Source organism: Streptomyces sp. NPDC014676, from assembly GCF_043084105.1.
In the GTDB taxonomy this organism is placed as follows: domain Bacteria; phylum Actinomycetota; class Actinomycetes; order Streptomycetales; family Streptomycetaceae; genus Streptomyces.
The window spans coordinates 38,969-65,464 of sequence record NZ_JBIBZI010000022.1; the positions used below are offsets into that span (position 1 = coordinate 38,969).

The 26,496-nt window shown below is 69.7% G+C and carries 31 protein-coding genes and 1 pseudogene; 15 read left to right on the forward strand and 17 right to left on the reverse strand.

Going from position 1 to position 26,496, the window contains the following annotated elements; all coding sequences use genetic code 11:
• Positions 1-121: 121 nt before the first annotated feature.
• The 9 genes from ACF1DX_RS36460 to ACF1DX_RS36500 all read right to left on the reverse strand — a co-directional run bounded on the left by ACF1DX_RS36460 (position 122) and on the right by ACF1DX_RS36500 (position 7,196).
• A complete protein-coding gene (locus ACF1DX_RS36460; protein ID WP_391795441.1) occupies positions 122-526 on the reverse strand; it encodes a hypothetical protein in 405 nt (134 codons plus the stop codon).
• 14 nt (positions 527-540) lie between these two features.
• Positions 541-2,625, reverse strand: coding sequence for a hypothetical protein (locus ACF1DX_RS36465; protein ID WP_391795442.1), 2,085 nt, complete (start codon positions 2,623-2,625; stop codon positions 541-543).
• A gap of 121 nt (positions 2,626-2,746) precedes the next feature.
• Positions 2,747-2,965, reverse strand: coding sequence for a hypothetical protein (locus tag ACF1DX_RS36470; RefSeq protein ID WP_391795443.1), 219 nt, complete (start codon positions 2,963-2,965; stop codon positions 2,747-2,749).
• Positions 2,965-3,465 carry a hypothetical protein gene (locus ACF1DX_RS36475; RefSeq protein ID WP_037940351.1) on the reverse strand — a complete coding sequence of 167 codons (501 nt, stop codon included), beginning with the start codon at positions 3,463-3,465 and terminating at the stop codon, positions 2,965-2,967. Before ACF1DX_RS36475 ends, ACF1DX_RS36470 begins: the two co-directional genes overlap by 1 nt.
• A 146-nt stretch (positions 3,466-3,611) precedes the next feature.
• Complete coding sequence (locus tag ACF1DX_RS36480; protein ID WP_391795444.1) at positions 3,612-5,132, reverse strand: DUF2637 domain-containing protein; 1,521 nt, start codon at positions 5,130-5,132, stop codon at positions 3,612-3,614.
• A gap of 391 nt (positions 5,133-5,523) precedes the next feature.
• Complete coding sequence (locus ACF1DX_RS36485) at positions 5,524-5,697, reverse strand: hypothetical protein (RefSeq protein ID WP_391795445.1); 174 nt, start codon at positions 5,695-5,697, stop codon at positions 5,524-5,526.
• A gap of 195 nt (positions 5,698-5,892) precedes the next feature.
• Complete coding sequence (locus tag ACF1DX_RS36490; RefSeq protein WP_391795446.1) at positions 5,893-6,327, reverse strand: hypothetical protein; 435 nt, start codon at positions 6,325-6,327, stop codon at positions 5,893-5,895.
• A 183-nt stretch (positions 6,328-6,510) separates the two neighbouring features.
• A complete protein-coding gene (locus ACF1DX_RS36495) occupies positions 6,511-6,795 on the reverse strand; it encodes a hypothetical protein (protein WP_391795447.1) in 285 nt (94 codons plus the stop codon).
• Positions 6,792-7,196 carry an RNA polymerase sigma factor gene (locus ACF1DX_RS36500; protein ID WP_391795448.1) on the reverse strand — a complete coding sequence of 135 codons (405 nt, stop codon included), beginning with the start codon at positions 7,194-7,196 and terminating at the stop codon, positions 6,792-6,794. The genes ACF1DX_RS36495 and ACF1DX_RS36500 overlap by 4 nt, the downstream gene beginning before the upstream one ends.
• 583 nt (positions 7,197-7,779) lie before the next feature.
• On the opposite strand from ACF1DX_RS36500, the gene ACF1DX_RS36505 reads away from it, so the two are divergent.
• The 3 genes from ACF1DX_RS36505 to ACF1DX_RS36515 all read left to right on the forward strand — a co-directional run bounded on the left by ACF1DX_RS36505 (position 7,780) and on the right by ACF1DX_RS36515 (position 9,897).
• On the forward strand, positions 7,780-8,118 hold the full coding sequence (locus tag ACF1DX_RS36505; protein ID WP_391795449.1) for a GntR family transcriptional regulator: 339 nt from the start codon (positions 7,780-7,782) through the stop codon (positions 8,116-8,118).
• A 178-nt stretch (positions 8,119-8,296) separates the two neighbouring features.
• On the forward strand, positions 8,297-9,331 hold the full coding sequence (locus ACF1DX_RS36510; protein ID WP_391795450.1) for an AAA family ATPase: 1,035 nt from the start codon (positions 8,297-8,299) through the stop codon (positions 9,329-9,331).
• Positions 9,328-9,897, forward strand: coding sequence for a guanylate kinase (locus ACF1DX_RS36515; RefSeq protein WP_391795451.1), 570 nt, complete (start codon positions 9,328-9,330; stop codon positions 9,895-9,897). The genes ACF1DX_RS36510 and ACF1DX_RS36515 overlap by 4 nt, the downstream gene beginning before the upstream one ends.
• A 7-nt stretch (positions 9,898-9,904) precedes the next feature.
• On the opposite strand, the gene ACF1DX_RS36520 is transcribed toward ACF1DX_RS36515, so the two are convergent.
• Together ACF1DX_RS36520 and ACF1DX_RS36525 are read right to left on the reverse strand one after the other, a co-directional pair.
• Positions 9,905-10,702 carry a DUF1932 domain-containing protein gene (locus ACF1DX_RS36520; protein ID WP_391795479.1) on the reverse strand — a complete coding sequence of 266 codons (798 nt, stop codon included), beginning with the start codon at positions 10,700-10,702 and terminating at the stop codon, positions 9,905-9,907.
• Between the two features lie 46 nt (positions 10,703-10,748).
• Complete coding sequence (locus ACF1DX_RS36525; protein WP_391795452.1) at positions 10,749-11,396, reverse strand: HAD family hydrolase; 648 nt, start codon at positions 11,394-11,396, stop codon at positions 10,749-10,751.
• 163 nt (positions 11,397-11,559) lie between these two features.
• Here ACF1DX_RS36525 and ACF1DX_RS36530 point away from each other — a divergent pair, with 163 nt between their 5' ends.
• The 4 genes from ACF1DX_RS36530 (at position 11,560) to ACF1DX_RS36545 (ending at position 15,207) form a co-directional block, all read left to right on the forward strand.
• Positions 11,560-11,838 (forward strand): helix-turn-helix domain-containing protein, encoded by a 279-nt coding sequence (locus ACF1DX_RS36530; protein WP_391795453.1) that lies wholly within the window; start codon positions 11,560-11,562, stop codon positions 11,836-11,838.
• A gap of 269 nt (positions 11,839-12,107) precedes the next feature.
• The gene (locus tag ACF1DX_RS36535; RefSeq protein WP_391795454.1) at positions 12,108-13,235 is read left to right on the forward strand and encodes a hypothetical protein; all 1,128 of its coding nucleotides are present in this window, start codon (positions 12,108-12,110) and stop codon (positions 13,233-13,235) included.
• Positions 13,232-14,587: a replicative DNA helicase gene (locus tag ACF1DX_RS36540; protein ID WP_391795455.1), complete on the forward strand. Its 1,356-nt coding sequence runs from the start codon at positions 13,232-13,234 to the stop codon at positions 14,585-14,587. The genes ACF1DX_RS36535 and ACF1DX_RS36540 overlap by 4 nt, the downstream gene beginning before the upstream one ends.
• 59 nt (positions 14,588-14,646) lie before the next feature.
• Entirely contained in the window at positions 14,647-15,207 is a 561-nt protein-coding gene (locus tag ACF1DX_RS36545; RefSeq protein ID WP_391795456.1) for a winged helix-turn-helix domain-containing protein, read from the forward strand.
• 15 nt (positions 15,208-15,222) lie between these two features.
• Here the strand turns inward: ACF1DX_RS36545 and ACF1DX_RS36550 are convergent, their stop codons facing one another.
• Positions 15,223-16,797, reverse strand: coding sequence for an ISL3 family transposase (locus ACF1DX_RS36550; RefSeq protein WP_391795457.1), 1,575 nt, complete (start codon positions 16,795-16,797; stop codon positions 15,223-15,225).
• A 130-nt stretch (positions 16,798-16,927) separates the two neighbouring features.
• Here ACF1DX_RS36550 and ACF1DX_RS36555 point away from each other — a divergent pair, with 130 nt between their 5' ends.
• The 3 genes from ACF1DX_RS36555 (at position 16,928) to ACF1DX_RS36565 (ending at position 18,804) form a co-directional block, all read left to right on the forward strand.
• Positions 16,928-17,476, forward strand: coding sequence for a transposase (locus tag ACF1DX_RS36555; protein WP_391795458.1), 549 nt, complete (start codon positions 16,928-16,930; stop codon positions 17,474-17,476).
• A 113-nt stretch (positions 17,477-17,589) separates the two neighbouring features.
• Positions 17,590-18,144 (forward strand): telomere-protecting terminal protein Tpg, encoded by a 555-nt coding sequence (tpg, locus tag ACF1DX_RS36560; protein ID WP_391795459.1) that lies wholly within the window; start codon positions 17,590-17,592, stop codon positions 18,142-18,144.
• Positions 18,145-18,351: 207 nt separating this feature from the next.
• Positions 18,352-18,804: a hypothetical protein gene (locus ACF1DX_RS36565; protein ID WP_391795460.1), complete on the forward strand. Its 453-nt coding sequence runs from the start codon at positions 18,352-18,354 to the stop codon at positions 18,802-18,804.
• Positions 18,805-19,260: 456 nt separating this feature from the next.
• Here ACF1DX_RS36565 and ACF1DX_RS36570 read toward each other — a convergent pair whose 3' ends face one another.
• Complete coding sequence (locus ACF1DX_RS36570) at positions 19,261-19,425, reverse strand: hypothetical protein (protein ID WP_391795461.1); 165 nt, start codon at positions 19,423-19,425, stop codon at positions 19,261-19,263.
• 703 nt (positions 19,426-20,128) lie between these two features.
• On the opposite strand from ACF1DX_RS36570, the gene ACF1DX_RS36575 reads away from it, so the two are divergent.
• Entirely contained in the window at positions 20,129-20,404 is a 276-nt protein-coding gene (locus ACF1DX_RS36575) for a hypothetical protein (protein ID WP_391795462.1), read from the forward strand.
• A gap of 134 nt (positions 20,405-20,538) precedes the next feature.
• Here the strand turns inward: ACF1DX_RS36575 and ACF1DX_RS36580 are convergent, their stop codons facing one another.
• The gene (locus ACF1DX_RS36580; protein ID WP_391795463.1) at positions 20,539-21,036 is read right to left on the reverse strand and encodes an NUDIX hydrolase; all 498 of its coding nucleotides are present in this window, start codon (positions 21,034-21,036) and stop codon (positions 20,539-20,541) included.
• Positions 21,037-21,178: 142 nt separating this feature from the next.
• Positions 21,179-21,376, reverse strand: coding sequence for a hypothetical protein (locus ACF1DX_RS36585; RefSeq protein WP_391795464.1), 198 nt, complete (start codon positions 21,374-21,376; stop codon positions 21,179-21,181).
• A 122-nt stretch (positions 21,377-21,498) separates the two neighbouring features.
• Between ACF1DX_RS36585 and ACF1DX_RS36590 the strand changes: the two genes are divergently transcribed.
• From ACF1DX_RS36590 to ACF1DX_RS36600, 3 genes and pseudogenes are all read left to right on the forward strand, one after another.
• Entirely contained in the window at positions 21,499-23,943 is a 2,445-nt protein-coding gene (locus tag ACF1DX_RS36590; RefSeq protein WP_391795465.1) for a tetratricopeptide repeat protein, read from the forward strand.
• Between the two features lie 151 nt (positions 23,944-24,094).
• Positions 24,095-24,208: pseudogene (locus tag ACF1DX_RS36595) on the forward strand (fic family toxin-antitoxin system, toxin component); the annotation flags it as partial.
• Positions 24,209-24,359: 151 nt separating this feature from the next.
• Positions 24,360-24,578: a hypothetical protein gene (locus ACF1DX_RS36600; protein ID WP_391795466.1), complete on the forward strand. Its 219-nt coding sequence runs from the start codon at positions 24,360-24,362 to the stop codon at positions 24,576-24,578.
• 191 nt (positions 24,579-24,769) lie between these two features.
• On the opposite strand, the gene ACF1DX_RS36605 is transcribed toward ACF1DX_RS36600, so the two are convergent.
• On the reverse strand, positions 24,770-24,970 hold the full coding sequence (locus tag ACF1DX_RS36605; protein ID WP_391795467.1) for a DUF6207 family protein: 201 nt from the start codon (positions 24,968-24,970) through the stop codon (positions 24,770-24,772).
• Between the two features lie 290 nt (positions 24,971-25,260).
• Between ACF1DX_RS36605 and ACF1DX_RS36610 the strand changes: the two genes are divergently transcribed.
• Positions 25,261-25,920, forward strand: a complete 660-nt coding sequence (locus ACF1DX_RS36610; RefSeq protein ID WP_391795468.1) for an HNH endonuclease family protein — start codon at positions 25,261-25,263, stop codon at positions 25,918-25,920.
• A gap of 229 nt (positions 25,921-26,149) precedes the next feature.
• Here the strand turns inward: ACF1DX_RS36610 and ACF1DX_RS36615 are convergent, their stop codons facing one another.
• Positions 26,150-26,380, reverse strand: a complete 231-nt coding sequence (locus ACF1DX_RS36615; protein WP_391795469.1) for a hypothetical protein — start codon at positions 26,378-26,380, stop codon at positions 26,150-26,152.
• Positions 26,381-26,496: the final 116 nt, after the last annotated feature.

A 26,496-nucleotide genomic window follows, 5' to 3' on the forward strand; every position in this document is an offset into this window, starting at 1 on the left:
GACGCCGCACCGCCTCGGCCGGGGCGGTGCGACGTCCGGCGTGGCCAGTGGGCGGAGACGGCGGTGGGGCCGCACCCGGCGCTCGGGTGCGGCCCCACAAGGGGGTGGGTGCGGTGGGCGGCTACTGCGGCCGGTAGAAGCCCGGCGCGGCCTGCCGTGCCCTGGATGCGGTGACGGCGGCGTGGATGGCGCCGTACTCCGCCTGGTGCTCGGCCTTGAGATGGCCGGTGGCGGTGTGCATCGCCTCGGCCGCGCCCATCAGCTGCTTGCAGCCGCCGACGACGCGGCCGAACGCCGTGCCGACGTCGGCGACAGCGGCGACGTGGCGGTCGTCGACGTGGGCGGCGGCGCTCAGGTCGGCCACGGTGATGGCCGCGTTCGCGTTGGCGCGCATGCGCTGCGCCAGTCGCTCGGCTTCCTCCAGCAGCCCTGTGGCGGCGTTCTGCAGCGCGGTGAACTTGGCGACGAGCGCGGTGTAGCCGTTGTTGGCGCCGTCGGCGCCGACGGCGGGTGCGAGCTGCCCCATCGGCTGTTCTCCTGTCAGTTTTCGTTGTGGATGCGGGCGCTGGGGGTGGCGAGGCCGGCGTCGGCGGTCGCTTCCTGGGTGGGCCGGTAGTCCCGTGCCATGGCCATTTCCTCCGCTTCGGCGAGTTCGGCGGCATTCAGAGCGGCCCGGGCCATCCGCTCGGACTGGACGACCAACTGCGCCACACTTTCCATCAGCACCGACACGGCGCGCAGGGTGCGCGTGCCGGTGACGTTGTGCGTGGTGGCCAGGTCGTTGGCCATCGACTCCAGTTCGCCCAGCAGCAGCCGGGCCTGCTTGGCCAGCGCGGCGCACTCGTCGTGGGTTTCCATGCCCGCGGTGGTGAGCAGCGTGAGGGCCTTGAGCGCGTCGTCCAGGGTGATGTCGGTGGCGTGCTGGGCGGGCATGCCGCCCGGCGCGGATACCGAGGCGGTGACCGGCGCCGGCGCGGTGGCCGTCCTCGCGGGGCGTGTGGGCATGGGGATGGGGTCCTTTCTGCGGGTGGTTCCGGGGCGCTGCCCGGCGGGGCGCTGCGGGGCGCGCGGCAGGGCGGGCTGGCTCTGGGCGGGCAGCGCCTTGGGTGCGGGGCCGATCGCGTCGGGCTCCCAGCGCTTGGCGTGCGCGCCGGGCGGGTCGACCTGTTCGACGGTGATCGTGACGCGGGGTTCGGTGTCGGCGTCGAACGGCGAGGACCGTGCCTGCCCGTACCCGGCGCCAGGAGTGCCTGGCCCCGGGCCGGGACCAGACGGGCCGGAGCCGGGGCCGGGACCGGGACCAGACGGGCCGGGGCCGGTTGACGGTCCCGGCCGGTTGGTCGTGCTGTCCGAACTGTCGCGTTGCTGGGACGAGGACGGGCGGCCTGGCTTGCGGCGCGGTCCGCCGTCGGCCGACCAGCGCTCGCGCCGTTTCTTCCACCGGTCGTTCACGGCGTCGAAGACGGCGTCGCGAAAACCGACCCGGTCGCCGGAAGGTGTCCAGCCGTCGTTGCCCGTGCTCCTGCCCTTGCTGTTTCCTTTCCCGTTCGTGCCCGTGCCGGGAGCGTCGGAGCCGGAGCGTGGCTTGCGCCACCGGTCCTGCGGCCGGTCGCCGGCCTTCTCCCAGAACGTCGGCCCCGGCTTGCTGTTCTTGACGGCCTTGCGGAGCGCGGCCTTCATGTCCGCCGCACCGGCCGCGCCCTTGCCGTCGGACTTCTTCTTGTTGCCTTTGCCCCACCAGTCCGCGACGGCTCGGCGGGCGGAGCGGCGCCCGCTCCCGCCCGTGCCCGCACTCCCGCGGTCGCTGCCCGGATGGGCCGGGCCCCGGGTGCCGCTGCCGCCGGAGCTCCCGGAGCCGTCCTTTCGGCGGGAGCCGCCGCCGTTTCGGGTGCCCGGCCCGCCGTTTCGGTCCCCCAGGGAGCCGCTTCGATTCGAGCCGGTCCCATTTCGGTTGGAGCCGCTGCCATTTCGGCCGGAGCCAGAGCCGGGGCCGGTGGTCGACCGGCCGCCGGCCTCGGATCCGGTGCGGTGTTGCGCGGAGCCGCTGTGCGGCCTTGTGCGGCCCGTTCCAGTCCTGCCCGGACCGATGCCGCCGCCGCTCCGTCCCGGGCCGCCTGAGCCGCGCCCGAGGGCGCTGCGGCCGTAGTCGTGGCTGGAGGGAACGCGGCGGGCACGGGCGTGCTCGCGGCCGGCTTCCGCGTGGTGCCGGGTGGCATCCGCGGCTGCCTTCGCGGCCAGCAACTCCAGCTCCCGCTGGTGCGCTGCCGCCTCCGCCCGGCGCGGTCCGGACTCCTGGATCCAGGTCTGCAGTCCCTCGAACGCCGCGAGGGCGATGGCGAGGATCGCGGCCAGGGACAGTGCCCCGGCGTGCGGCGGTCCGGCGTCGCCGGGGGCCTGCTGCTCGTCGAGTCCGTCGCTGCGCAGGGCCGTCGGCACGGCGTCCGGCGGGGACGGTGCGTGGGGGACGGCGGGGGCGTCGAAGGCACTGATTCGAACAAGGCCGTTCCCGTCGGCCCGCTGCGCCTGGTCGTCGTTGAGGACGGGCGGGGACGGGACGGGCGGGAGCGGCGGGGAGCCGATCCGGGGCAGTGAAACCACGTTGTCCGGGCTGTCGTCGTCGGACACGCGCCCTCCTCTCCTGGTGACTGCCGGTGAGGGAAGGGGGCCGCCTCGCACGCGTACGCGTACGCGTGGTTGGGACCCCCGTCAACCCCCATTTCGGCGGTGATGATGATGACGATGACGATTACTGGCAGTGATCCCGGTAGAGCCGTTCCAGCTCCGCCGACAGGGCGTTGAAGGTGGCGTGGTCGCCGGTCCGCTTCACCTTCCGGAGGGCGGAGATCTTCACCAGGTCGAGCCAGGCCCGGAAGAACTCCTCCGGGCCTTTCTCGCCTGCCGCGCTGGCCTGTTCGAATCGGGCGTTCCAGTGGGCCGCCTGGCGCGGGGACATTCCAGCGGCCATCAGGCGCCCCGCTGCTGCTTGCCGAAGTAGTCGCCCAGCAGCTTCGGCGCGCCGGCCTGGCCGTCGTCGCTGTCGGCCGGGGCGAGGCGCTGCAGCGTGGCCTGCGCGCTGTTGTGGGCGGCGGCGCCGAGCTGCTGCTTGCGCTGCGCCTTGCGCAGGGCCTTGTCCTCCCGGCGCTTGAGGACCACCTCGGGCTGCGTCTCCTCGTACGCGGCGACGGTGCCGTTGATGGCCTTGGCGGCCTGGCGCATGGCCTTCGCGGCGTCCCGCAGCGGCTTGACTCGCTTGCGGGCCCGGGCGGCGGCGGAGATGCCCCAGGGCAGGTCTCCGTCCAGGCGGCGGGCCTTGAGGTCGGCCTGGATGGCGTCGGCCAGGGCGTCGTAGGTCTGGGCGTCGGTCAGCAGACTGCCGCGGTGCTGGGCCTGCCAGCCCTCACGCTGCCCGGGCAGTGCGAGGGCCTGCACACCGGTGGTGACCCGGGTGGCGATGTCCTTGCTCATCAGGGATTTCTCCTCGGGGTGGTGGTGTGATCCGGATCGGTGGGAAGCTGCGGATTGGCGTCACGGCGCCTTCGCCGCGTCCCCGAGCTGTCAGCAGCAGTTCGGGGGCCGGCGGAACCGTCGGACGATCCGATGCGGTGGGGTGGTCAGGGGCGGTAGCCGCCGGCGAGCAGCTCGGCCGCTTCCTGGCGGTACTCGGACGCCGTGGCGGGCGAGGAGACGGCCAGTTCGTGCTGGATATCCGCCAGCGGCAGCCGCTCGGCGACGCCGTCAGCGGCGACGAGGATCATTCGCGCGACCCTGCGCACCGACCGCTCACGCGGCTTGAGCCGCGCGACGTCCTCGGCTTCGACCGCACGCCGCTCGATTTCGGCAGCGGCCAGACGCGTTTCGGCAGCGGCCTGCTCGGCTTCGGCGGCGTCCTTCTGAGCGCGCTTGGCGTCGGCGAGAGCGATCGCCTGGCGGCGCTCCTCCTCTGCCTTCCTACGCTCGGTTTCGGCAGCAGCCCGCCGCGTTTCGGCGGCGGCCCGCTCCATTTCGGCGGCGGCCCTGTCCGCTTCGGCAGCGGCCTTGCGGGCTTCGGCGACGGCCTGGGTCTCGATCGCCTGCGCCTCCGCCGCGGCGACCCGGTCGGCCTCCGCCGCCTCCTTCCGCTTCTCGGCTGCCTGACGCTCCAGCTCGGCCGCGCGCAGGTCCGCCTCCGCCTTCGCCTCGCGCTCCTGGGCCTCCTTGCGCTGCGCCTCGGCCTGGCGGGCGCGGGCTTCGGCGGCCAGCGCCGTCTCCAGTGCCTGTTCCTCCAGCTCAGCGGCCCGCTCGGCGGCGCTGGCCTGGGCGCGTGCGTGGGCGCGGGCCTGGGCGGTCTGGCCTTCCACCCGGGCGCGGACGGCCTCCAGCTCACCGTCGGCTTCCAGCCGGTCGGCTTCCGCCTTCTTCTGCGCGAGTTCCCGACGCGTCTCCGCGTCCAGGCGCCGGCGCTCGGCTTCCTCCGCCCGCTTCTGCGCTTCGCGTTCCTGCTGCTCGGGCAGCGCGAGGGCCTCGGAGACGGTGTAGCCGTAGGGGGCCATCGTCATCGGCAGCCGCTCGTCGTCGGACGCCTTGGACAGGTCGCCGCCGTGCTTGCGCTTGAGCCACTGCTCGTAGGCGATGAGGTCCTGCTGGCGCCGGACCATTTCCTCATAGGAGGCGACCGCGTACAGCCGCATCCTGCGGTAGAAGCGCGGCGTGTCCAGCGGGGCGAGGATCCAGCGGTGCAGCGGGATCCGGTCGACCGCGGTACCGGCCTCCAGCCTGGCCTTTTGGATGATCAGGCGGCGGGCGGCCTCCACACCGATGACGAAGAGGACCGGCATGACGCCGTGGCTGGCGGCCTTGACCGGGTCGGCGGCGATGTGGCCCTGTGAGCTGGCGTTGAACCACACGGTGGCGCCGGTCATCGCGTGGGCGGCCATCCGCAGCAGCGGCCACGGGGTGTCCTTGCGGATCAGGTACAGATCCAGCGCCAGGAAAGCGATGATCGACGCGTCCACACCGACCGGAAACCAGGGCGCCAGATCCTCGCTGAACCCCCAGGCCAGAGCAACTTTCGCGAGGGTGCTGTAGGACATCGCGAAACCGATGACGCCGACGAGCGTGCCGCCGATCGCGGCAGCCACCGACAGCGCGGTCATCAGCCGGTCCCGTCGGGGCTTGATCGCCTTCCGGTTCGGTGCTCCCGAAACGCTTCCCGCCGCTCCCGAAACGGGGGCGGGTGGCTCCGAAACGGCGGTCGGCGGGCGCGAAACGGGGGCATCGAGAGCCGCCGTCTGCGGCGTCTCAGTGATCGACACGGGGGCCTCCAAAGGGGGCGTCCAAGGTGCGGGCGAAATGAGGGGGGCCGCTCCCGAAACGCGGCGGCGCGTTCCCGAAACAGCGGCCGGTGGAGCCGAAACGGCGGGTGCCGGGGCTGTGCGGCTCCCCTGGACCGCGCCCGGCCTCGCCCCCGCACGCGAAATGCGAGGGGCGAGGCCGGGCGGGTCAGGCAACCGACAGAGGTGGCGATGTCGGCTGAGCAGGAATGCCTCAGCGGGTGGTGCGCTGGCGTGCGAGGTAGGCGTCTTGCAGCCGCTCGAACGCCGACCACAGCCGCGTGCCCTCGGGGCAGCAGGCGCGGTCCGTGCAGTGGGTGCAGTCAGCGCGGTGCGCCTGGTGGACGCGGTGCGCTGACTGGTAGCGCTGGTACAGGTCGTCAGGCACGGGGTTGTCCTTGGTGCTGGTGCCGGCGGTTGGGGTGAAGGTCGGTGACGCGGTACCCCGCCTCCCATGCCGCAGCTGCCGCCACGGCGGCGGCCGCGAACAACAGGCGGGTAAGCGGGTGCGCGGGGCCGACCGCGCACGCGGCCCGGGTCGCGCGGTGCTGCGCTGCCCAGGCCGCGTATATGAGGCGGGATGTCACCGGCCGATGGCGCGGCAGACGTCGCACGTCCAGGCGGTGGCCGGGGCCGGCCGGGCGCCGGTGACGCCGAACCAGCCGCCGCAGGTGTCGCATTGCCACTTGCCGGACGCAGTGGCCGGAACCGACGCGGGGGCCACCGACGCGGGCGGGCAGGTGCTCGGGTCGCACGACCAGCTCCCGCACAGCGGGCAGGCGTCGTCAGCCATCACCGGCCGGTGCAGGGTGAGCACCGGCTGGCGGGTGTAGCCGGGCGCCATCTCCTGCAGCGTGCGGCGCGCGCGCCGGCCGTCCGGGATCCGGGCGTCAGCCTCGCGCACCATGCGCTCCAGGAGGTCACCGAGCTGGCGATGCGCGACGGTGAGGCAGGCCCCGGTGTGGAAGTTGCCGCACCAGGTGCACGCGTACTCCGGGTTGGCTGCAGACTCTGTCACACGGGCCATGGCCCGTGTCATGATCGTCGTGGTCAAGGGTTCTCCTAAGGTTCCGTTGACCGGACAGCCCCGGAGCTCTCACCTTCCGGGGCTGTCACCTTGTGACTGGCCAGGCGGCCAGCCACGGCCCTTCTCCCGCCCCCTGACGCTCTGGTGGGGCGGGAGAGGGACCGTGGCGGGCCGTCAGGCGGCGGGGGCGTAGGCCGTCCTGGCCGGTCGGATCAGGTAGTCCGACGTCGTCCACACCGAACCGACCGCGAAGGGCTGGCCGTCCGGGCGCAGGGTGTCGCGGACGATGACCGCCCACCGGGCGCTGTCACGGCGCAGCAGCTTCGCCGCGTCGGCCGGATCGGTGACCAGGACCAAGACCTCGAAGCGGCCGTCCACGTTCTGGTAGATCGCGCCGGGGCGACGCGGGCCGATCTCGTCGGCGGCGCTGGACAGTGGAAGAGCGGTGGCGGGGTTCATGCTGCGGCTCCGATCAGCTGGGCGAGGCGATGCAGGGCGAGGGCGTCGGTGAAGTCGGTGGACTGCTCGCGCCGGACCCGGGCCAAGCGGTAGTGGTCGACAGCCCGGCGGCGGGCCCGCATCGTGAGGAACCCGGCCGGGGAGTGCAGCGGGTTTCCGCGCAGCAGGTGCTGCCAGGTGTCCAGCCAGACGTCCTGGGCGATGTCGTCGACCAAGCCGCGGTCTTCGGGGCGCAGCGCGCGGGCAGCGGCCCGGGTGACCATCGGGGCGTACTGGCGGTACAGGCTGTCGAGGAGCTGGCGGGTGTCGGTGTCCTCATGCCGCGCGCTGTGCGGGTGCGGTCGGCTGTCGGCCTGGGGCTGGGGCTGGCGTCCGTCGCGCTCGTGCGGCTGGGGCCTCACCGGTAGCGGCGGTCGGGTGGTTAAGGCCGGAGGTGCTGTCATGCTGGGCATGTGGTGGGTCGTCCTCTCGCGAAGGGTGACCGCGACAAGACCCCCAGGGGCGCAATCCCTGGGGGCCGTCGCATGAGTGCGTCCTGCGCACTCCGCCGGCCACCGGCCCGACCAGGAAGGTGGGGCGGTGTACGGCGGGCTGCGAAGGTGCGGCGCGATCTTTGCCCTTGTCTCACCTGCGCGTTCGGATCACTTGTCCGCCTGTGAGGGCGGCATGGGAGAAGGTGCGTGGCTGCTCGCGCAGGCAGGGCTGGCTTATCGCAGTTGCCTGATCCCGGGTGGCCATTGGATTCGCCCTATGACGCCCCTCCGCAGATCTCTTGCTCGGAGGCGTCAGCGAGTCGTGGCTCCGGGTGTCCTCTGTTGAGTTGTCAATCAACCGGCGCTTCCTTCGGCGCTTCCTTCGAGCCCTTACGAGCTCTCCAGGCGTCATACCGTGCTGCGTTACACAACTTAGCTGATACAGTCATAACCGTGTCAACCAAGTTGGTAAACCTGTCTAAATCAGCGAAGGGTCTCTACGATGTGGCTCATGGCAACCGAGGACCTGCAGCCCTACCAGCGCATCGTGCAGGAAGTGAAAGACCAGGTCCGGCTTGGCCGCCTGAAGGGCAACGACAAACTGCCCAGCACCCGAGAACTCGCAGACCACTACGGCGTTGCCCCAGGCACAGTGCAGCGAGCGCTGACAGAGCTCCGCACAGACGGCGTCATCTACTCCCACCAGGGTCGCGGATCCTTCATCCGGGAGACGGCTGTCGATGCCGTCGCCGATCCAACAGCCCAGGCGATCAAGCGACTGGAACAGCAGGTGGCTGACCTGACTGAGCGCTTGGAGCGGCTTGAGTCCGGCGACAACAGGAGAAGCTGACCAAGCACCACTCACCGCGCCCTCCGTCTGACGGTTCTCCTTGTGGGGACATCACAGCGGTAGCGAGCTCGGAACAGAATCACGGCGGCTTGTCGAAGCTCCTACACCTGTTCATACACACGGTTTCAACATCCGCGTATACATGGGATTTTGGGATCTACCTCTAGGCTCCGAGATCATGACGACGGAGGCGCAAAAGGTGGGGAAAAACCACATCGGGTGGCGGCCTGAACGGTTGCGTGAGCATCGTGAAGCGCACGGGCTGACCCTGGAGCAGGCGGGCGAACGTCTCCGACAGGTGGCCGAGCAAGCCAGGTTGAAGGGCATCCCCGCCGCCAATCCACAGACGCTCTGGCAGCATGAGCAGGGGGAGGTCTACCCAGGCCCCCACTACCGGCGCGCCTACTGCCTCCTTTACCGGGCCACCGAACCTGATCTCGGCTTCCGCAATCCACTGCCCGGAGAAGAGACGTCCTTCAAGCTCACGCCAATGGACGGTCGCCTCAACGGATCGCACGTCCTCGCCGTTGAGCGTGCAATCCACCGCATCACACCCGGCAGCGACGGTGCGGACCACATCGCGCTCCAGCAGCGCATTATCGACGCCTGGAAGAGACGGCATACTGGCGGCGACCCGCACCGGCCTGTCCTGATCCTGGTCGGCGGATTCGCCGGCAGCGGGAAGACAGAGCTAGCCAGGTTCTTCGTCCAGCTCACCGGCTGGCCGTTGCTCGATAAGGACCCTCTCACCAGACCGCTGGTGGAGCGGCTCCTGGTGGCGTTGGGCAGCGACCCCAACGATCGACACACAGAGCTTTATCGGGAACGTGTCCGGCCTGTGGAGTACGACTGCCTCATGCAGTCCGCCATGGCCAACATCAAGTGCGGCATCTCAACCGTGCTGACCGCGCCGTTCATCTCAGAGATGACGGATGCGGACTGGATGCAGCGGCTGACTAATCGCGCTAACTCACTGGGCGTCGATGTCTTCCCCGTGTGGGTACGGTGCGACGAAGAGTCGATGCGCGAGTACATCACCTTCCGCTCAGCCGCACGGGACGCATGGAAGCTCCAGCGCTGGGACGAGTACATGGCAACCATCGATCTGGACCTGCGCCCGGCAGTGCCGCACCTGGTCGTCGACAACCGTCTAGGCACCGCAGTGTCGCTCGCGGACCAAGCCCGGCAGGCGATGGGGGCGATGTACGCGTGACCGAACGACAAGGCGTAATCCTTTACGGTCCGCCGGCCGCCGGAAAGGACACCGTCACCGCAGCCCTCACCGAGCTGAGCCTTCGGTACGCGCAGTTCGCGCGGCTCAAGGTCGGCACCGGCAAGTCGGCCGGCTACCGGATGGGTACGGCGGAGCAGCTGCGCGAGCTGGAGTCCGCGGGCGACGTCGTCTACGCGAACTCGCGATACGGCAACACGTACGTCATAGACACGCCCGGCCTAGACGCGGCGTTCGCCGCCGGGGTGCCGGTAGTGCACCTCGGGCAGGTCGACGGCATCCGGGCCCTGGTCGACGGCTATCCGGCCGACTGGTCGGCGGTGCTGCTGTGGTGCCCTCGTGAAGCGACCGGGCAGCGGTCGGTGGATCGCGGCGACAGAGACACTGCGGCGCGCCTGGCGGCATGGGACGCGACCCGCGAGGACCTGGACGCGCACCCGGGCATGATCTGGGACCTGATGGTGGACACCACGGCGGCGTCTCCGCAGGACGCGGCACGGCTCATTGACCAGCTGCTGGCGCAGCGGGCAAGAGCGGCGACGGCATGAGAGCGGGCTACGGCTGGGCGAGTCGGTCCAAGGCGTCGGTGAGCGTAAGCTCGCCGCCCTTGGCGTCGTTCCACCGTGCCAGCGTGGACGCGGCTGCGCGTAACATCTCCGGTGGAAGGCCAGCGGCCGCGAGGGCGTCGGCGGCTTCCTGCAGCTCCGGGCCCCAGCGCCAGGCGCGCGCGGCGGTCTTGGCGACGTACTCCGGTTCCGCGAGGTACGAGTCGGTGCGCCGGGAGGCGACCTCGACGAGTTCCTGGTCGACGCCGTGCTCACGCGCCATGCCAACTGCGAGCGCCACCAGTACTCGGCTGGTCTTCTGGAACGATGCATACGACAGTTTCAGCGCGGACGCCTTCCCAACCTCTCTGCCCAGCGTCTTCATCTGCACGGCAGTATCAGCGAAAAGTGCCTCGATCTGCGCGGTCGCGGCAACAGGTCCGGACAAGTACAACGTCGGCGTCTTGCCGCGTACGGGCGGGGAGCCTACGACGCCGCCGTCCACAACGGCCGCCGCAGGTTTGAGCAGCTCAGCAATGCGGACCATGCGCTCGGGGTTGATGGCATTCGCCTCCACATACACCCCGGCGAAGCCGTGCTCGGCGACATCGCGGGCCAGGTCTTCGGCGGCAGCCGGTGGGCAGAGACTGATGACGATGTCACTGCGGTCCAGCAGGTCCCGTAGCGTGGCCACCGGCGTCAGGCCGAACTGCTGGGCGCGCGCCGCGGACGCAGGGCTACGCCCGGCCTCGCACCATAGGACTGCAGCCGCGTTCGTCGCAGCACAGGCGGCGACGGGGGCGCCCATGCTGCCGGGGTGGAGGATGCCAACGACAGGCTGGTGGGTCACTGGACTACTCCACGGAGTGGGTGAGCAGGTACTCGATGGCTTGGGTGACATCATCGACTGTGTGGTGTGGGGTTGTAAGGCCGTCAGGCCAGGGTCGGTCACGTACCCAGATCACACGCAGGCCGGCGTTGTAGCCGCCGACAGCATCGGTCTCGGGGTTGTCTCCGCACATCCAGTCGCTGGAGGTCAGTTGAGTGCCGCAGCGGGCTGCGGCAAGCTCGAACAGTCGCGGATCGGGTTTTCGAACGTCAATGTCACCCGAGGCGGCGATGCCGTCGATCAGGTCAGCAAGACCAGTCGCGCGCACCTTGGCACGCTGGATGTCGCTGGCTCCGTTAGTCGCGACGCCTATCCGCCAACCAGCCTCCTTGAGGCGACTCAGGGCTTCGAAAACTTCTGGGCGACAGGTGACGGCAGTCGCCATGCGATCAATGTAGACCCGCCACAGGTGATCAGGGTCCTCATCGAGGTTGAAGGCATCACAAAGGCGGACGAAGTCGTGACGTTCAGCCCGGTCGGCAAGTTCGCTCAGCAGCCACTGCTCAATCTCCGGCCCATACCCGTGGTCGTGGCTGAGGACGGCTATGGCGTCCGCGAAGGCAGCGGTGCGGTCGACCAGGGTGCCATCCAGGTCGAAGAGGGCGAGGCGCATGCGATTGACCTTAACCTTGCCCCTCTCTTCGTCAGCCTGTGCCTGCGCCAGGCTCGCTTAGAACTGCACACAGATCAAAGTTTTCGCATGACACACTGTCATCTCTGCCTGAAAAAGTGCAGCGTTATGTATAGTTCCGGATCACGTAAGGAGAGGGGGATCAGTGTCTGAGCTACTCAACGCAGTCGATGCTCTGCTCGCACGGCCGGACACCATGCCGCCGCCGGACGTCCGGGCTCGGCTGAGGAAAGCCGACGGGCTGACGCAAGAAGAAGTCGCCGAAGTCTTCGGCGTCACCCGCGTGGCCTTCCACCGCTGGGAGACCGGCCTGGCCAAGCCTCGCCGACGCCACCTCGAGGCTTACGTTCGCCTGTTGAACGGCTGGGCGGCAAAGCATCCAGAGGCGGTACAGGCTCCAGAACCGGAACGACAGGCTGGATAAGGAGACTGATGCCAACCAGCCCGTAAACGCCGAAGCGGCCCCGTCGCCACAACGGGACCGCTTCCTAGCGATCGACTCGCAACCCTTCCAAAAGCTCGAGTCGTGAGCAGCGAGGTGACCTCGTCTGCCGGGTGATGCCCGTGGACCCTAGAGCCCGCGTGGTCACCTATACCCAGGATATGCGCGGCTCCGCGCGCATCGCCACTATCCCGGGTCGGCAGTACGTCACAGTCGCTGGTCATGACTCCCCTAACTGGGGAGATGCCCCCTTGCACAGCCCACACCGTCTGCCATCACCTGACGACTTCGGCGCCAGCTACCTCGAGCGCGGCTGGGAGCCGCCTGAGGAAGTCGTGCTGCGCCGCGAGCTGGTACGCACGCCGGGCTTGCAGCCCGAAGACATCGGAGTCCTGGCAGAGCTGCTGCTGCGCGACCCACGCCTGCCGTCGACCATGGAAGCCATCCGCCGGGACCTGCAGGCGCAGGGCTGGAAGATGGGCAAGGACCGATACAACGCCATCGCAGCGCGCCTGACGAAGGCCGGCCACCTCGCCCGCATCCCGGTCTATGACGACACCACGCAGCGCCCCACCTGGGTCACGCGGGTCTACCGCAACCCCGCGAACAACGAGCAGTACGTCGACCTCGGCATCGCGGCATCGCAGCAGGTCAGCGCCGAAGTGCGGGAAACCCGCGATTCCCAGCCCCCCGGATTGCGGAAAACCCGCGTTTCGCCTGGTCAGAGCCGGAATGCGGAAAACCCGCAATCCGGCTCCGGATCGCGGAAAACCCGCGATCCGGAAACCCGCGTTTCGCCTGGTCAGAGCCGGAATGCGGAAAACCCGCGATCCGCTTCGCCCCCCCCACACCCCCCGGGGGAGGAGGATTCCTCCTCCCCTACCCCTCCCACGCGCACCTCGCGGTCGCTTCCGTCACAGCGGGAGGAGGCGGAGTTCTCTCCGGAGGAGATCACTGCGGCCGAGGACTTCCTCCAGCAGATGCAGCGCTGGCAAGCGGGCGCGGCCACGGCACACAGGTGCGCGCCCAAGCTGCTGCGCACGATGCACAAGCAGGGCTGGCCGTCACTGCTGGACATGGGTCCTGAGCAGCACACGCTGCTCGAGGCGGAGGTGCTGAAGAACACCGGCGGCGCGGCGTCCTGGACCAAGTGCCTGCCCGGCTGGGTGGAGGACCTGCGCCGGTACGCCCTGGTGCGCCCTCAGACCGCTCCCGCGCCGACCGGCAGCGGCCCGCGGCCGACGGCCGCCCGCGCCGTCATCGCGGCCTGCCCTGCGTGCGACGAGTACGGCTGGCTCCTGGACGACGACGACAGCGGCCCGCAGCGCCGCTGCACGCACCCCGGCATCACCCGTAGCGAAGTGGAGGCGGCCAAGTGACCACGACCCTGGACCAGGAGCAGGCCGTTTCCGTGGACTCCGAACGTCGAGCGCTGGGCGCCTGTCTGATGGCCACCCCGGCCTACGATCCGGTGGCCGACGTGGCGCGAGCCGTGCGCGCGGGCGACTGGCATGAGCCCGCGCACGAGCTGGTGTGGTCGGCCGTGCAGCGGCTGCACGGCGCCAGCCGCCCGACCGGAGTGCCGGCCGTGGAAGCAGAGCTGCGGCGCAGCGGTGACCTGGAACGCGTGGGCGGTGCGGTCGGTCTGTCCCGCATCGCGGGTGAGGCGTGCTCCGCGGCTGAGGCCGGCCACTACGCCGACCTTGTGCACGGCTACGCTCAGGTGCGCCGCTACCAGCAGGCGCTGGTGCGCGGAATGCAGGGCGCCCGCCAGGCGGATCCGCTTTCGGTGCCGGAGACGATCGCCGCCCACCAGGCGGAGCTGGAGTATCTGGCCGCCGACGACCAGGACGACGACACCTTCGGCCGGTTCGGCGACCACCTGGACGCGCACCTGGACAGCCTTGCCGTCTCCGTCCCGCCGGCCGCCGTCACCGGGTTCACCGACCTGGACAACCTGATGAAGCTGATGCCCGGACAGATGGTTCTGGTCGCCGCACGCCCGGCCATGGGCAAGAGCGCGTTCGCGCTCGGCGTCGCCACCGCCAACGCCCGCAAGGGAGCTCCCACCCTCGTACATAGCCTGGAGATGGGCCGCGCAGAAGTCAGCAACCGGATCCTGTCGGCGCGGGCCCGGGTGGCGTTCCACCACATCCGCGACGGCGTCGACAGCCTTACGCAGGACGACTGGGACCGCCTCGACCGGCACACCCCCGAACTGCGCGACCTGCCGCTGTGGATGGACTACAGCGCCCGCGTCAGCCCGGCCCGGATCCGCTCCCGCATCAAGACCATCATCCGCGAGACCGGCCGCGCGCCGCTGGTGGTCGTGGACTACCTCCAGCTGATGCAGACCGACCAGCGCAATCCGAGGCAGTCGACCTACGACCGCGTCACCGAGATCAGCCGCGAGCTGAAGATCCTCGCCTCCGACACCGGCGCGGTCATCATCGCCCTGGCCCAGCTCAACCGCGGGCCCGAGCAACGGCAGGACAAGCGCCCGGCGGTGAGCGACCTGCGCGACTCCGGTGCGCTGGAGCAGGACGCCGACGCGATCATCCTGCTGCACCGCGAGGACTACTACGAGCCCGAGTCCGAGCGCGCCGGGGAGACCGACCTGATCGTGGCCAAGCACCGCAACGGGCCCACCGCCACCGTGACCGTGGCCCACCAGTTCCACTACAGCCGCCTGCGCGATATGTCCGGCGCGGAAGAACTGGCCCTCTACTGAGCTTGTCGGCGTGATGTCGCGAGGCTGACAAGTGACGATTGTCGCGGTATGCCGGAACTATGAGGTATCCGCAAGGTGGCGGCCTGACCGCCGAGCGGCGGGCGTTTCGCGAACGCATCCGCATGGAGGCGGCCGAGATGTTCGCTGAAGGACAGGACAACGCGGCGGTGGCGAAGGAGCTGCGGGTCAGTGTGCGCTCGGTGCAGCGCTGGCGCCGTTCCTGGCAGGAAGGCGGCCGGCAGACCCTGCACTCCAAGGGATCGGCCGCCCGGCCCAAGCTGAACGAGGCCCTGTTCGCGGTTCTGGAGCAGGAGCTGGCCAAGGGGCCGGTCGCCCACGGCTGGCCGGATCAGACCTGGACCCTGGCCAGGATCAAGACGCTGATCGGGCGCCGGTTCCACCGGACCCTCACGCTCTCGGCCATCGCGCGGATGCTCCGGCGTCACGGGTGGAGCCACCAGGTTCCGGCCCGACGGGCACTGGAGCGTGACGAGGACGCGGTCGTCGGCTGGGTGAAGGAGACCTGGCCTCAGGTAAAAGGACCGCGGCGGCGCTCGGCGGCTGGATCGTCTTCGAGGACGAAGCCGGCTTCTCGATGGGCTCTGCCAAGATTTCCGTGAAGCAGTGACGGAAAGTCATGCGAGAAGGACTCGTTTGCGTAGGAGTGGAAGCGAGGCCCGTCCATACATCTGTCGCTTGAGCATCTTGATCCGGTTGACGTGACCTTCGACCGGACCGCTGCTCCAGGGCAGAGTGAGGCCGGCCAGGACAGCATCCCAGTCGCGTTCGAGTCCGTCGGCGAAAGCGTGCAGCTGGGGCAGGTCGTCGGCGCGGGCCGCGCGGATCCAGGCAGGAAGGTCGGTGCCGGTGCGGTCGCAGATCATGCGGGCGAAGGCATGGACATGGGTGCGCAGTGCGGCCAGTTCGGGGCAGCGGGAGAGGACATCGTCGAGTTGTCGTTCCTCCTCGGCGCGTAGGCGTCCGGGGTGACGAGTGATCCAGTTGGTGAGGTCCTGGGGTTTGGGCGGCGGTGCGGGCGCCGCCTTCGCGGTGTCGCGCAGTGGACGCAGGAAGCGGCGGACGGCTTGCGGTGTGCGGCCTGGATAGCCCTGGGCCTGGATCTCGCGGAAGAGGGCGGAGGCGTTGGTGCAGCCCTGGTTCCAGCGGCTGATCAGGTAGGGCCGCCAGGCGTCCAGCCGGGTGGTGCGGATGGCGCGGTCGGCGAGGGCCTCGGGGCTTTCGCAGCGTGCGTAGCGGCGGGCGGTGTGGCGGGCCAGTCCGAGTTCGCGTCCGATCGCGCTGATCGTCCATCCCTGGGCCAGCAGGTCCTGGACGGCCTGGTAGCGCTCACGGGTGCGGGTGACCAGCCACTTCTCGGCACCGGTGTCCGGGTTGAGGGCGGGATCGGGCGCCTTCACCGATACGGGCCCGGCCTGCTCCGGTGGCGGTGGCGTCAGGCAGGACCGGTGGGCGATCACGGTGCGCTGGACCGCGTGGGCCAGGTTGTCCCACAGATGCCAGGCGTCGGCGATCTGGCGGGCCTGGGGTGCTCCGGCGCTTGCCGCCTCCGCGTAGGCGCCAGCCCGGTCCCGGCAGACCATCTCGATGCCGGGGTGATCGGCCAGCCAGGCGGCCAGGGGTGCTTTCTCACGGCCGGGCAGCAGATCCACGACGCGATGGGAGTTCAGGTCGACGAGCACGGTCCCGTAGCGTCGGCCCCGGCGGGTCGCGAAATCGTCAACGCCGAGCACGTGCAATGCAGGTTGGGGCGGGTCCGGCAGCGCCCTCACCACGTTGAGCAAGGTGGCCCGGCTAATCGGCACGTGGAGGACGGCCGCGAGCCGGGCACCGGCCCGCCCCGCCAATGCCAGAGCAATCGCCTGCACGATCTCGACGAGGGCAGCCGTGCGGCGCCCGTATCTCACGGTCAACCCCGCTACTTGCTCGACAAAGGTTCGACGAGCGCAGTGAGCACTGTCGCAGAACAAGCGCCGGACGCACAGGTTGATGACGACCGGGCGGTCGCCCAGGGCGGCATCGGCCAGGCGCCGCCGGTAGCGGCTGTGGACTCGCCGAGCTGGCGTACCGCAGTCAGGGCAGGGCACGATCGTGCCGTCCCGGGTCCGCGCGACGATCAGTACCTTTTCCCCCTCTACCCGCACCTGTTCCACCAGCACCGCGGCCAGGTACGGGAGGAGCTGCTGCAGCATCGCCTCACACGATCGCAGCGTCCTGCTGCCCCGACCGGCGCGTCACCGGCGCAGCACAGCACAGACCATGCATGCCGGCCCAACATGACACTGCGTCACTGCTTCACGAAAATCTTGGCAGAGCCTCTCGATGACGCCGCCCACCTCCCGGACCTGGGCAAGGCGCGGGCACACGCCCGTGATCCGAGTGAGGGGACGTTCCCAGCGCCGGTTCTCGATCGCCGCCCTGGCCTGCTACAAGCAGGGCGAACGCTCACGCCTGGTTTTCCGGCCCAAGCGGCACATCGACCACAAGCGCGGTGGCCGGCGCAGCTTCACCTGGACCGACTACCGCGACCTGCTGACCGCCGCCCACCAGCAACTCGGCGCCCCCTTCGTGCTCGTCTGGGACAGCCTCAACGTGCACCTGGACGCCCGGCTGCGGGCCTTCATCGGCATCCGCGACTGGATCACCGCCTACCAGTTACCGCCTTACGCACCCGACCTGAACCCGGTCGAAGGCATCTGGTCACTGGTCCGACGCGCGGGTCAGAACAACACCGCCTTCACCGACCCCGACCACCTGATGCACGTCCTGCGCCGCACCCTCCGCGAACTCCAGTACCGCAGCGAAACCATCGACGGATGCCTCGCCGCAACCGGACTCACCCTGACGACATCACGCCGACAAGCTCAGTAACCGCCCTGCACGCCGCTCTGCGGCGCGATCACGAGCGGCCCGGACAACTTCCTCAGCCCGCCCGTGATCGCCCCACAGCGGCCCACACAGCCGATCATGAACGGAGAGCCCCGATGGGCGTCATCGGAGACGGCCTCAACCACGCCGTCCAGCAGGCATTCACCCGCCCTATCCCCAAGTCTGCCGGCGCGCAGATGCGCTACCTGGTCAAGCAGCTCAAAGGCACCCGCGCAGTGGCCGACGCCCTCGGCGTCTCCCAGCGCACCGTGGAGCGGTACGTGAAGGACCAGATCCGCCGGCCCCGTGCCGACCTCGCCCAGCGCCTGGCGGACGCGGTGCGCGAGCGCTGGCAGCCCCGCGTCCGTGAACGCGCCCGGCGCCAGGCAGCCACCAGCACCGGCCTGGTCGTCGACACCCGCGCCCGGTTCGGCTTCACTGCCGCGCCCGGCACCACCGACGACGCCCGCATCCGACACCTCACCCTCGTCCTGCCCCCGCAATACGCGGCCCGTCTCTTCAACGCCCAGGACGCCGGGGCGAGTGAGCAGCAATTGCGCGGCATCGCCGCCGAAGGACTGGGAGAGGTGTATTTCCGGGACGGAGGCCGCCGTGCTCACGGCCTGGAAATCGAATTTACCGACGTAGAACATCTCCAATTCGACCTGTAGGAGGAACTCCGAGGGCGGGATTCTCTTGCATTGTGTGACTGAGCGCTTCAGTTGGCGAGTGAGCGTGCGAGTTGGCGAGTTGAGTGGGCAGCATCGACGGCTCGGGCGAGCTGGGCGGCGTGCCGATACCCTGCCTGTTCAGGTGCCAACTGGCCAACTGAGGCGTACAGCCACCGCGAGTTACGAGAAGGCGCATATTCTTCGGTCATGTCCGATGAACTGCTTTCTGCACTCATAGGCTTCGGCGGAGCCCTGATCGGTGCTGCGGTTGCCCTTGCGGCGGCGTTGCTTGCCGCGCGGATGCCGGTGCGTCAGGCTGTCCGCTTTCGGCACTTGGACAGTCTCGCTGGCATCGTTGGGGGAGGTCGAGAAGCCGCAATTGCTCAGAAAGTGCACCTTGGGGTCGCTGCACGGCGAGACCTGGTCCGCCAGTATCTGGATCTTGACCTCTCACAGGAGCACGCTCCGTTCCAGCTCGTGAAGGTCGTCCATACGGCAGCTCTGGAAAGCATCAACACAGAGCGGCAGCACCAAGGGCTGGAACCCCTCGAGCTGGTGGATGTGCACCGACTCATCCTGGACGCGCGATCGGCAGCACTTCAGATTGCGTGGGAACGAGGTGAACAGGTCTCTCTGCCCCCTCGGCCACCGAGCTCCTGAGAGAGACAAGACCAGACAGCTCTCCTGGCGATGAGGGAGCTTTGTCGGAGCCCGGCCAACGCTCAACTCGCCGACTGAAGCGCTCAGTCACACATTGATGTGGTCGGGTAGCCGGATCACGGCAACGCGATCCGGCTACCCGACCACAATTGAGGACTCCCGTCCTCAGCGTTTCTCTGGGAAGAGTCAGTGGGCTTTCAGCGCAGCCCATGCCCAGTTATGCCGGGGGTGATTGCTCAGGCGTGCCGGGGCCGACGCCCAGGACGCGGCGCCCAGCTGCCGGACGCGGCTCCGGCTCGGCGGCCGGGACGGACGGGAGGCGTTCGGCAGCTGGGCGCGTGGCGCCGGCACCGGATCGGTGTTCTGCGTGCGGGACGTGGTGGCGCGGTCGGTTCCGGTGCCCAGCGGGCGGCGGTCGGTCATCGCCCGATCATCCCGGTCTCGGGAACTTCTTCTTCACCGCCCCAGTGCCGCGCTCCGGCCGGGCCCAAGGCGCGCGCGACGCGCGCGTGCGAGGCGCGCGTGCGAGGCGGTGAACTTCCCCCCGGCCGCGCCGGGCAGCTGCTCGTGCTCCTGGCCGTCGTCGTCGGCGGGCCCGGCGAGGCTGGTTCGGCGCAGCATTTGCATGGTCGGTGCGGCTCGGGGACCCGGCGGGACCGGGCCGGTGCTCCCGCAGAGGGCTCCCCAGGGAAGTAGTCGGCGCTGCAACCGGCCTCGTGCCGACCCCTTGTCTCCCTGGTCAGGCCACATGTCGAAGGCCTGCGTACGGCATCGACCGATGCGACCCAGGGCGCGACTTAGGGCGCGACCCAGGCTGCGATCTAGGACGCGACCCAGGAAGCGACCCAGGACGCGACCTCGTTTCCCGCAGGTCACCCGCTTCGCACTGGTGACAAGAGCGGCCGACTCTCGCTCGCCGGCTTCGGAAGACGTCCCCGCTGCAGCAGCGCACCCGAACATGCGCCCCATCACCTAAGTAGAGGCACCTACCGGATCGGCTGCGCGCATTCAATACGAGGGACCGCCCGTTTTCCCAGGTCAGAGGCGTTGAATACGGGCGCTCGGCCGGGAAGAGTCGGTGTCGCCGCAAAACCCCCGCCGCCCACTCACCCCATCCATGTGTCCGAGATCACAACCGCCGTGTTCGTGCTGGTCAACGCGGGGTTGCAGGGCTAACTCCCGCACCCAGCACTCTGACGCCTCCTGCTCGGGCCGTCCTGCCCGAGACCCAAGCACCGAAGGCACCGCAAGGTCCCGCACCACCACGTCCCGTCCCGGGACGACTCACCCCTGCTCCACGCCGATCACGAAGGAGTCCACGACCGTGTCCGACCAGACCCCGACCACCCTCGACCCCGACGCGCTCACCTCGACCCGTCAGCCGCTTGCCCACCTGGCGGTGGTCGTGCGCCGCAGCGTGGTCGTGACGCTCGTCTTCTGCGGTGTCCTGCTGACGCTCGGCACGCTGCTGGCGGTACGCCTGTTCCCCTCGTGGGCCGACCCGCTCAGCGCCGCCGGCACCATGCTCGGCGCCTACGTGCCCATCGCGATCCTCGGCTACGCCGTACTGGTCGGTCCGTGGGCCGGGCCCCGCCGGTAGGCCGGCCGTGGCCGCCGGAACACTCGTGGTCGGGGCACCGCCAGCCCCGACCACGCCCTCGACTACGCAGGTCAACCGGCGCTGCGTACGTCTCCACGATGACGTACGGCGGCTTGTCGCTTGTCGCTCCCAGCTCAGAGGCCGAGAGGCACCGCTCTGGCTGGAATCCCGCCGACGATCAGCGCCGCCAGCGGTGTGGCCAGGTCGCGGGGTGAGAACAGGTCTGATCCGCGGTAGTCGGCGATGTCGGGCAGCCGCCACCAGCGAAAGCCGTCGATGTTCTCGGCGGCAAGCTCGTCGTCGGACATTGCGCCGCGGGGATGGAACGATGCGGTACGCACAAGGAAGTAGTCGTTGATCACACCGTCATAGCCCGCCGCGAGTCCGGGTTCGGTGACCTCCTGGTGCCAGACATGTGGCGGATCGGCGTCAATGGTGAGCCCTACCTCTTCGCGTAGCTCCCGGTGCAGGGCGGCAAGGACGGATTCGCCATGCTCAACGCCTCCACCCGGCGCTGCCCATACGACGCTCGGGCCGGCCGGCTTGGGAATGACGTGCCGACACAACAGGATGCGGTCGTTCCCGTCGAGAACGACCGCGCGGACCGAGCGACGCAGATGCACCAAGGCCATCCGCGCATGCTATGCGTCTGCCCACGGTCAGAACGATCCCTTGGAATCGATCATCTAGTCGATACGACGCCGCCGCGGTGACGGTTCAGGGAAGGGAACCAGGGTCCTGGCACCGGTGTCGGCCCATGGCCGGTGGGCTGGATCAGGTGAGGAGGGCGGTGAGGGCGCCGGCCGTCGCGGTGGCGAGGGTGAGGACCGTGGTGAAGGCGGTGGCGGCGCGGGTGAGGGCGGCGGGGTAGGTGGCGCCGTCCAGGCGGGCGAGCTTGCCCGCCCCGGCGGCGGCCAGCACGGCGACGACGAGTACGAGTGCGGTGGTGAGGAAGACAAGCGCGACGTTCACGGCAGACTCCCGTCAGGGGTTGGGGTGTTGACGTAGACGAAGGTGACGGAATCGCTGTGCGCCGGGGTGCGCCGGGATGAAGATGAACACCGGCGAACACCTCACCACCTGCGGGGGCGCGCGTGCACGACGAACAGGCTGGCCACACGCCGGGTGCGGCGCTGGCCGAGCTGCGCAAGAAGCTGGCCGACGGGCTGGCCCGGGCCCGGTTGACCAAGACGCAGCTCGCGACCCGGGCGGGGCTGGGGCGCACCGTCGTGTCGGAGGCACTTTCGCCCAGCAAGCCTGTGCCGTCTGCGGAGACGGTGGCGGCGCTGGCCGACGTGCTGAAGTTGCCGGCAGGGGAGTTGCTGGAGCTGCGGCGGACCGCGGCCGAGGAGCCGGACACGCTCCCGACGGGTGGGCCGGGGCGGCCGATCGGCCAGTGGGATCCGCACGCGCTGGAGGTCCACCCGGCCGGCACCGTCCAGGACGGGACCGGCTCGCCGGAGCAGCAGCTGCCCGGCTATGTGCCCCGCGAGCACGACCGGATCCTGGCGGATGCGGTCCGGGACGCGGCGGCTGGTCGCAGCCGGATGCTGGTCCTGGTCGGCTCCTCCTCGACGGGTAAGACCCGGGCGTGCTGGGAAGCCGTGCAGCCGCTGGCGGGGCAGGGGTGGCGGTTGTGGCATCCCTTTGACCCCACCCGCGCCGAGGCCGCCCTCGAGGACTTGGCCCGCGTCGTCCCCTGGACCGTGGTGTGGCTGAACGAGGCCCAGCACTACCTCGGCGACCCGGGGGCCGGGGAGCGGATCGCCGCCGCGCTCCACGGCCTGCTCACCACTTCCGAGCGTGCTCCGGTGCTGGTGCTGGGCACGCTGTGGCCCGAGTACGCCACCGAGTACACCGCTCTGCCCACCCCCGGTGGGCCGGATCCGCACAGCCGGGTGCGGGAGCTGCTCGCCGGCCGCACCGTGCGCATCCCCGAAGCCTTCGACGACCGCGCCCTGGCCGAGGCGAGGGTGAAGGCTGATCGCGGTGACCGGCTGCTGGCCGGCGCCCTCACCCGCGCCGGCAAGGACGGACGCCTTGCTCAGGACCTTGCCGGAGGCCCCGCACTCCTGGAGCGCTATCAGACCGGCACTCCGGCCGCCCGAGCACTGCTGGAGGCAGCGATGGACGCCCGCCGCCTCGGCGTCGGCCTCCACCTGCCGCAGGCCTTCCTCACCGACGCCGCCGCCGACTACCTCCACGACACCGACTGGAACCAGCTCACCGACGACTGGGCAGAGAAGGCCTACGCCGAACTCGCCGAACACGTCCACGGCAAGCACGCCCCACTGAGCCGCATCACCCCGCGGCCACAACGACGCCCGCCCGGCCCCTCCCTGGATGGCGCCCCCTCACCCCGCCCGACGGGGCCGGTGTTCCGCCTCGCCGACTACCTCGAACAACACGGCCGCACCACCCGCAGACCGCTGTGTCCACCCGCATCTTTCTGGCACGCCGCCCACACTTACCTCACCCACCCCGACGACCTGAACAACCTCGCCGACGCAGCCGACAGCCGGTACCGCCTGCAATGGGCCCACCACCTCCGACACCGCGCCGCCGACTGCGGCAGCCCCGACGCCCTGTTCTACCTGGCCGTGCTGCGGGAGAGGGCCGGGGATCGGGAGGGCGCCGAGACCCTCTACCGACAGGCCGCTGACCACGGCAGCACCGGCGCCTTGGACAGCCTGGCTGTGCTGCGGGAGAGGGCCGGGGATCGGGAGGGTGCCGAGACCCTTGCCCGGCAGGCCGCTGACCACGGCAGCACCGGCGCCTTGGACAGCGTGGCTGTGCTGCGGGAGCTGACAGGGGATCGGGAGGGTGCCGAGACCCTCGCCCGGCAGGCCGCCGCAGATGGTGACCCCGGCGTCTTGTACAACCTGGCCGTGCTGCGGGATGTGGCTGGGGACCGGAAAGGTGCCGAGACCCTCTACCGACAGGTTACCGACACCGGTGACCCCGACGCCCTGGCCCACCTGGCCGCGTTGCGGGAGAAGGTTGGGGGCCGGGAGGGTGCCGAGACCTTCTACCGGCAGGTTACTGACGGCGGTGCCCCTGAGGCCTTATACCGCCTGGCCATGCTACGGGAGGTGGTTGGGGATCGGGAGGGTGCCGAGACCCTCTACCGGCAGGTTACTGACGGCGGTGCCCCTGAGGCCTTATACCGCCTGGCCGTGCTGCGAGATGTGGTTGGGGATCGGGAGGGTGCCGAGACCCACTACCGGCAGGCCGCCGACCAGGGCAGCACCAGAGCCTTGTACCGCCTGGCCGAGATGCGCGAGGAGGCTGGGGATCGGGAGGGTGCCGAAGCCCTCGCCCGACAGGCCGCCGCCGACGGTTACTTCGACGCCCTGGCACACCTGGCCGAGATGCGCGAGGAGGCTGGGGATCGGGAGGGCGCCGAGACTCTCTACCGGCAGGCCGCCGATCACGGAGTGGGCCGTGGGCCTCTCGAAAAACCTGCCAAAACGATCCCCATAAGGCGGTGGCCCAACGGCCTGGACCCGGACGGCACGCCCACACCGCCGTGGCAATGATTCACACGCCACTCCTACCGGCGGCCCTATGCCCAATCCATGCCCAGTTCCCGCAGAGCGTTGTCCAGGGGCGGTTTTTCTGATCAGTAGGTTGTGGTTTGGCCTGGACTGATCAGTTTGGTGTCTGGTGGTGGTAGTGCTTCAAGCCCCGACGGTCAAACCCGTCCGCGAGGACGTCATCACTCTGAAGGACCTGCTCCTTGACCCGGCCTGCACCGCAGGGGAGATTGCTGCTCTGTCGCGGGCCTGGCCCACCACCGCCTGAAACGAGGCGGTGTCCTGCCCCGCATACTGAGGTGGTCCTCGCTGCGGCAGGGCACCAACCGTCAGGGGAGGGAGCGCAGACGGATGTGGGCTCGGTGTTCGGCAGCATAGGCCGAGCGGCGGCCGGGGTGGGCCGGTTGGTGTGGGCAGTGGTGACCGCACCGACCACGGGCACCGAGTATGACGCCCACTCCAAGATCGACAGTCTCGCGGAGAAGATCGAGAATGAGGTGCCGGAGGAGCTGCGGAACCGGGCGTGGGGTCTGGTTCTGGACGCGCTGTACTGGGTTCCCCAAGAGATCGAGCAGTTGGTGGAGAGACACCAGGGGCCCGGCGACGAGGAGACCGAGGACCCGTCGGCCAAGTACTGATGTCGAGAACCGAAGTGCCCGAAGAGGCGGGCCGATGCGCTGCGGATGCTGGAGTGCATGCGGATAGCCGCGGTGCGGCAGGTGGCTCAGGCGATCACGGCAGAGGATGCCGACGGCCGGTCGTACGTGCACAGAGCGATGAAGAAGCTGGCGAAGCTGGGACTGGAGAAAACCGAGCATGCCTTCGCAGCTCACGCGTCGGGTTGCTGCCGCAGGTCCAGGTAGCAGCGCAGTCGTACGCCCGGTTCGTGGATCGTGCGGTCCGCCGCGGCGATCGCGCACTGTGTGGCGAGCAGCTCCTGGAGGGCGAACACGGTTTCGTCATCGGCGGCCGCGACTTCCACCACCGCGAGTCCCGGCTCTGCTATGTGCGCGTTATTGATCGGCCTCACGCCCGGCACGAGGCTCCGGCGCCTGCCGAAGTTCTCTTGTCTGGGCAGCGTCACCCGGACCGGGTACGGCGGGGCGTGCGTGCTGACTTCCTGCAACTTGACTGCCTGGCTGTAAGGGATCTGATCAGCCTGCTCCTCTCCGGACAGACGAGGCGCACGGACGCGCTCGAGCGTGAGGTGCTGCGGGAAGGCCGTGCCGCCCGTTTTCCGGTATGACCATTGCACCCATACGGGCGGCGCACTCGAGGAACGTCTGAGAGCGCCCCCTTGAGGGTCGTTATCAACGGCTCATGCTCACCTCTGTGCTGCGCGGCCTGGCCGCCGCCTCCCTCGCCGTGCTGCCCCTTACGGCCTCCTCTCCCGCTCATGCCGCGGAGACGCTGCCGCTGGCCGAGGCCGTCACCCGTCTGCCGGTGGATACCGAGTCCCGCGACGGCTACAGCCGGGACGCCTTCCGCCACTGGAACACCGGGGACAATCCGTCCGACGGATGCAACACCCGCGCGGAGGTCCTGCTCGCCGAGGCCGTCGAACCCCCTGTAGTCGGACCCGGCTGCCGGCTGTCGGGCGGGCGCTGGTGGTCGTACTACGACCAGGTCTGGGTGACGTCGGCCTCCAATCTCGACATCGACCACATGGGCCCGCTCGCCGAGGCCTGGGACAGCGGCGCGTCGGCATGGTCGGCGCAGCGTCGTGAGGCGTACGCCAACGACCAGGGCGCCGACGCCAGTCTGGTGGCCGTCACCGCGCGCTCGAACCGGTCCAAGGCCGACCAGGACCCCGCCGAGTGGCTGCCGCCGACGGCCGGGGTGCACTGCCGGTACGTCGCTGAGTGGGTGGCCACCAAGCTCCGCTGGAGCCTTGCGGCTGACGAAGCCGAAGTGACCGCCCTGAGCGAGGTGGCGGCCGGCTGCCCCGAACAGGCCGTGACCTACGAGCCGGCCCCATAACCCGTCGGGCAGCCGACGGCCAAGCCGTCGGCTGCCCGGGACAGGGCCGCGCCCGGTAGTGAGGGTGGTCGGCGTCGTGAAGTGCCACGGGAGGGCAGTGCTCCTGCCGCCGGTGACGCCAGTGCTGGCAGTCTTCGTCGACCAGCCACAGGACCACGCATTCGGCGTCGCGGTGAAGCCGAGGCAGCTCTCTGTAGCGGTGGGCGCGGGGCCTGGGCCGTGCAGGTGTTCAGTTGGGGCTGTTGTTCTCCTTGCCCGACGTTTTCGCGTTCGCGTTGTTGTTCGACTTGTCCGGAAGGACGCCGTTGAGGAGCGTGCCCAGGGGGTTGCCGGAAGTCAGGGCAGAGACGTTGTTGAGTGTGCCGTCGATGATGCCGGCCTGCGCGGGGGCCACGGAGGCAAGGACTGCACCGGTGGTGAGCGCGGTAATGGTGAGGACGCGGGAGGATGACTTCGTCATACCGTGATCAACTCCCATAACACCTGCCGGGATACGCGCGCAGCCCCCTGAAGGAGCCAAACGTGCTTGCCTACTGGAGGCGGCTACCTCCCACAAGGGCACCTGCGCCCGGACCG

Bases quoted from the DNA above. Each gene is read 5' to 3' on its own strand.
- ACF1DX_RS36495 (WP_391795447.1), bottom strand. From the start codon at position 6,795: ATGAACCCCGCCACCGCTCTTCCACTGTCCAGCGCCGCCGACGAGATC.
- ACF1DX_RS36570 (WP_391795461.1), bottom strand. From the start codon at position 19,425: ATGCTGCGCCGAACCAGCCTCGCCGGGCCCGCCGACGACGACGGCCAG.
- ACF1DX_RS36550 (WP_391795457.1), bottom strand. From the start codon at position 16,797: ATGCTGCAGCAGCTCCTCCCGTACCTGGCCGCGGTGCTGGTGGAACAG.
- ACF1DX_RS36505 (WP_391795449.1), top strand. From the start codon at position 7,780: ATGGCAACCGAGGACCTGCAGCCCTACCAGCGCATCGTGCAGGAAGTG.
- ACF1DX_RS36565 (WP_391795460.1), top strand. From the start codon at position 18,352: ATGTCCGATGAACTGCTTTCTGCACTCATAGGCTTCGGCGGAGCCCTG.
- ACF1DX_RS36580 (WP_391795463.1), bottom strand. From the start codon at position 21,036: ATGGCCTTGGTGCATCTGCGTCGCTCGGTCCGCGCGGTCGTTCTCGAC.
- ACF1DX_RS36460 (WP_391795441.1), bottom strand. From the start codon at position 526: ATGGGGCAGCTCGCACCCGCCGTCGGCGCCGACGGCGCCAACAACGGC.
- ACF1DX_RS36615 (WP_391795469.1), bottom strand. From the start codon at position 26,380: ATGACGAAGTCATCCTCCCGCGTCCTCACCATTACCGCGCTCACCACC.
- ACF1DX_RS36510 (WP_391795450.1), top strand. From the start codon at position 8,297: ATGACGACGGAGGCGCAAAAGGTGGGGAAAAACCACATCGGGTGGCGG.
- ACF1DX_RS36555 (WP_391795458.1), top strand. From the start codon at position 16,928: ATGACGCCGCCCACCTCCCGGACCTGGGCAAGGCGCGGGCACACGCCC.
- ACF1DX_RS36520 (WP_391795479.1), bottom strand. From the start codon at position 10,702: ATGGGCGCCCCCGTCGCCGCCTGTGCTGCGACGAACGCGGCTGCAGTC.
- tpg (WP_391795459.1), top strand. From the start codon at position 17,590: ATGGGCGTCATCGGAGACGGCCTCAACCACGCCGTCCAGCAGGCATTC.
- ACF1DX_RS36610 (WP_391795468.1), top strand. From the start codon at position 25,261: ATGCTCACCTCTGTGCTGCGCGGCCTGGCCGCCGCCTCCCTCGCCGTG.
- ACF1DX_RS36470 (WP_391795443.1), bottom strand. From the start codon at position 2,965: ATGGCCGCTGGAATGTCCCCGCGCCAGGCGGCCCACTGGAACGCCCGA.
- ACF1DX_RS36545 (WP_391795456.1), top strand. From the start codon at position 14,647: ATGAGGTATCCGCAAGGTGGCGGCCTGACCGCCGAGCGGCGGGCGTTT.
- ACF1DX_RS36525 (WP_391795452.1), bottom strand. From the start codon at position 11,396: ATGCGCCTCGCCCTCTTCGACCTGGATGGCACCCTGGTCGACCGCACC.
- ACF1DX_RS36475 (WP_037940351.1), bottom strand. From the start codon at position 3,465: ATGAGCAAGGACATCGCCACCCGGGTCACCACCGGTGTGCAGGCCCTC.
- ACF1DX_RS36480 (WP_391795444.1), bottom strand. From the start codon at position 5,132: ATGACCGCGCTGTCGGTGGCTGCCGCGATCGGCGGCACGCTCGTCGGC.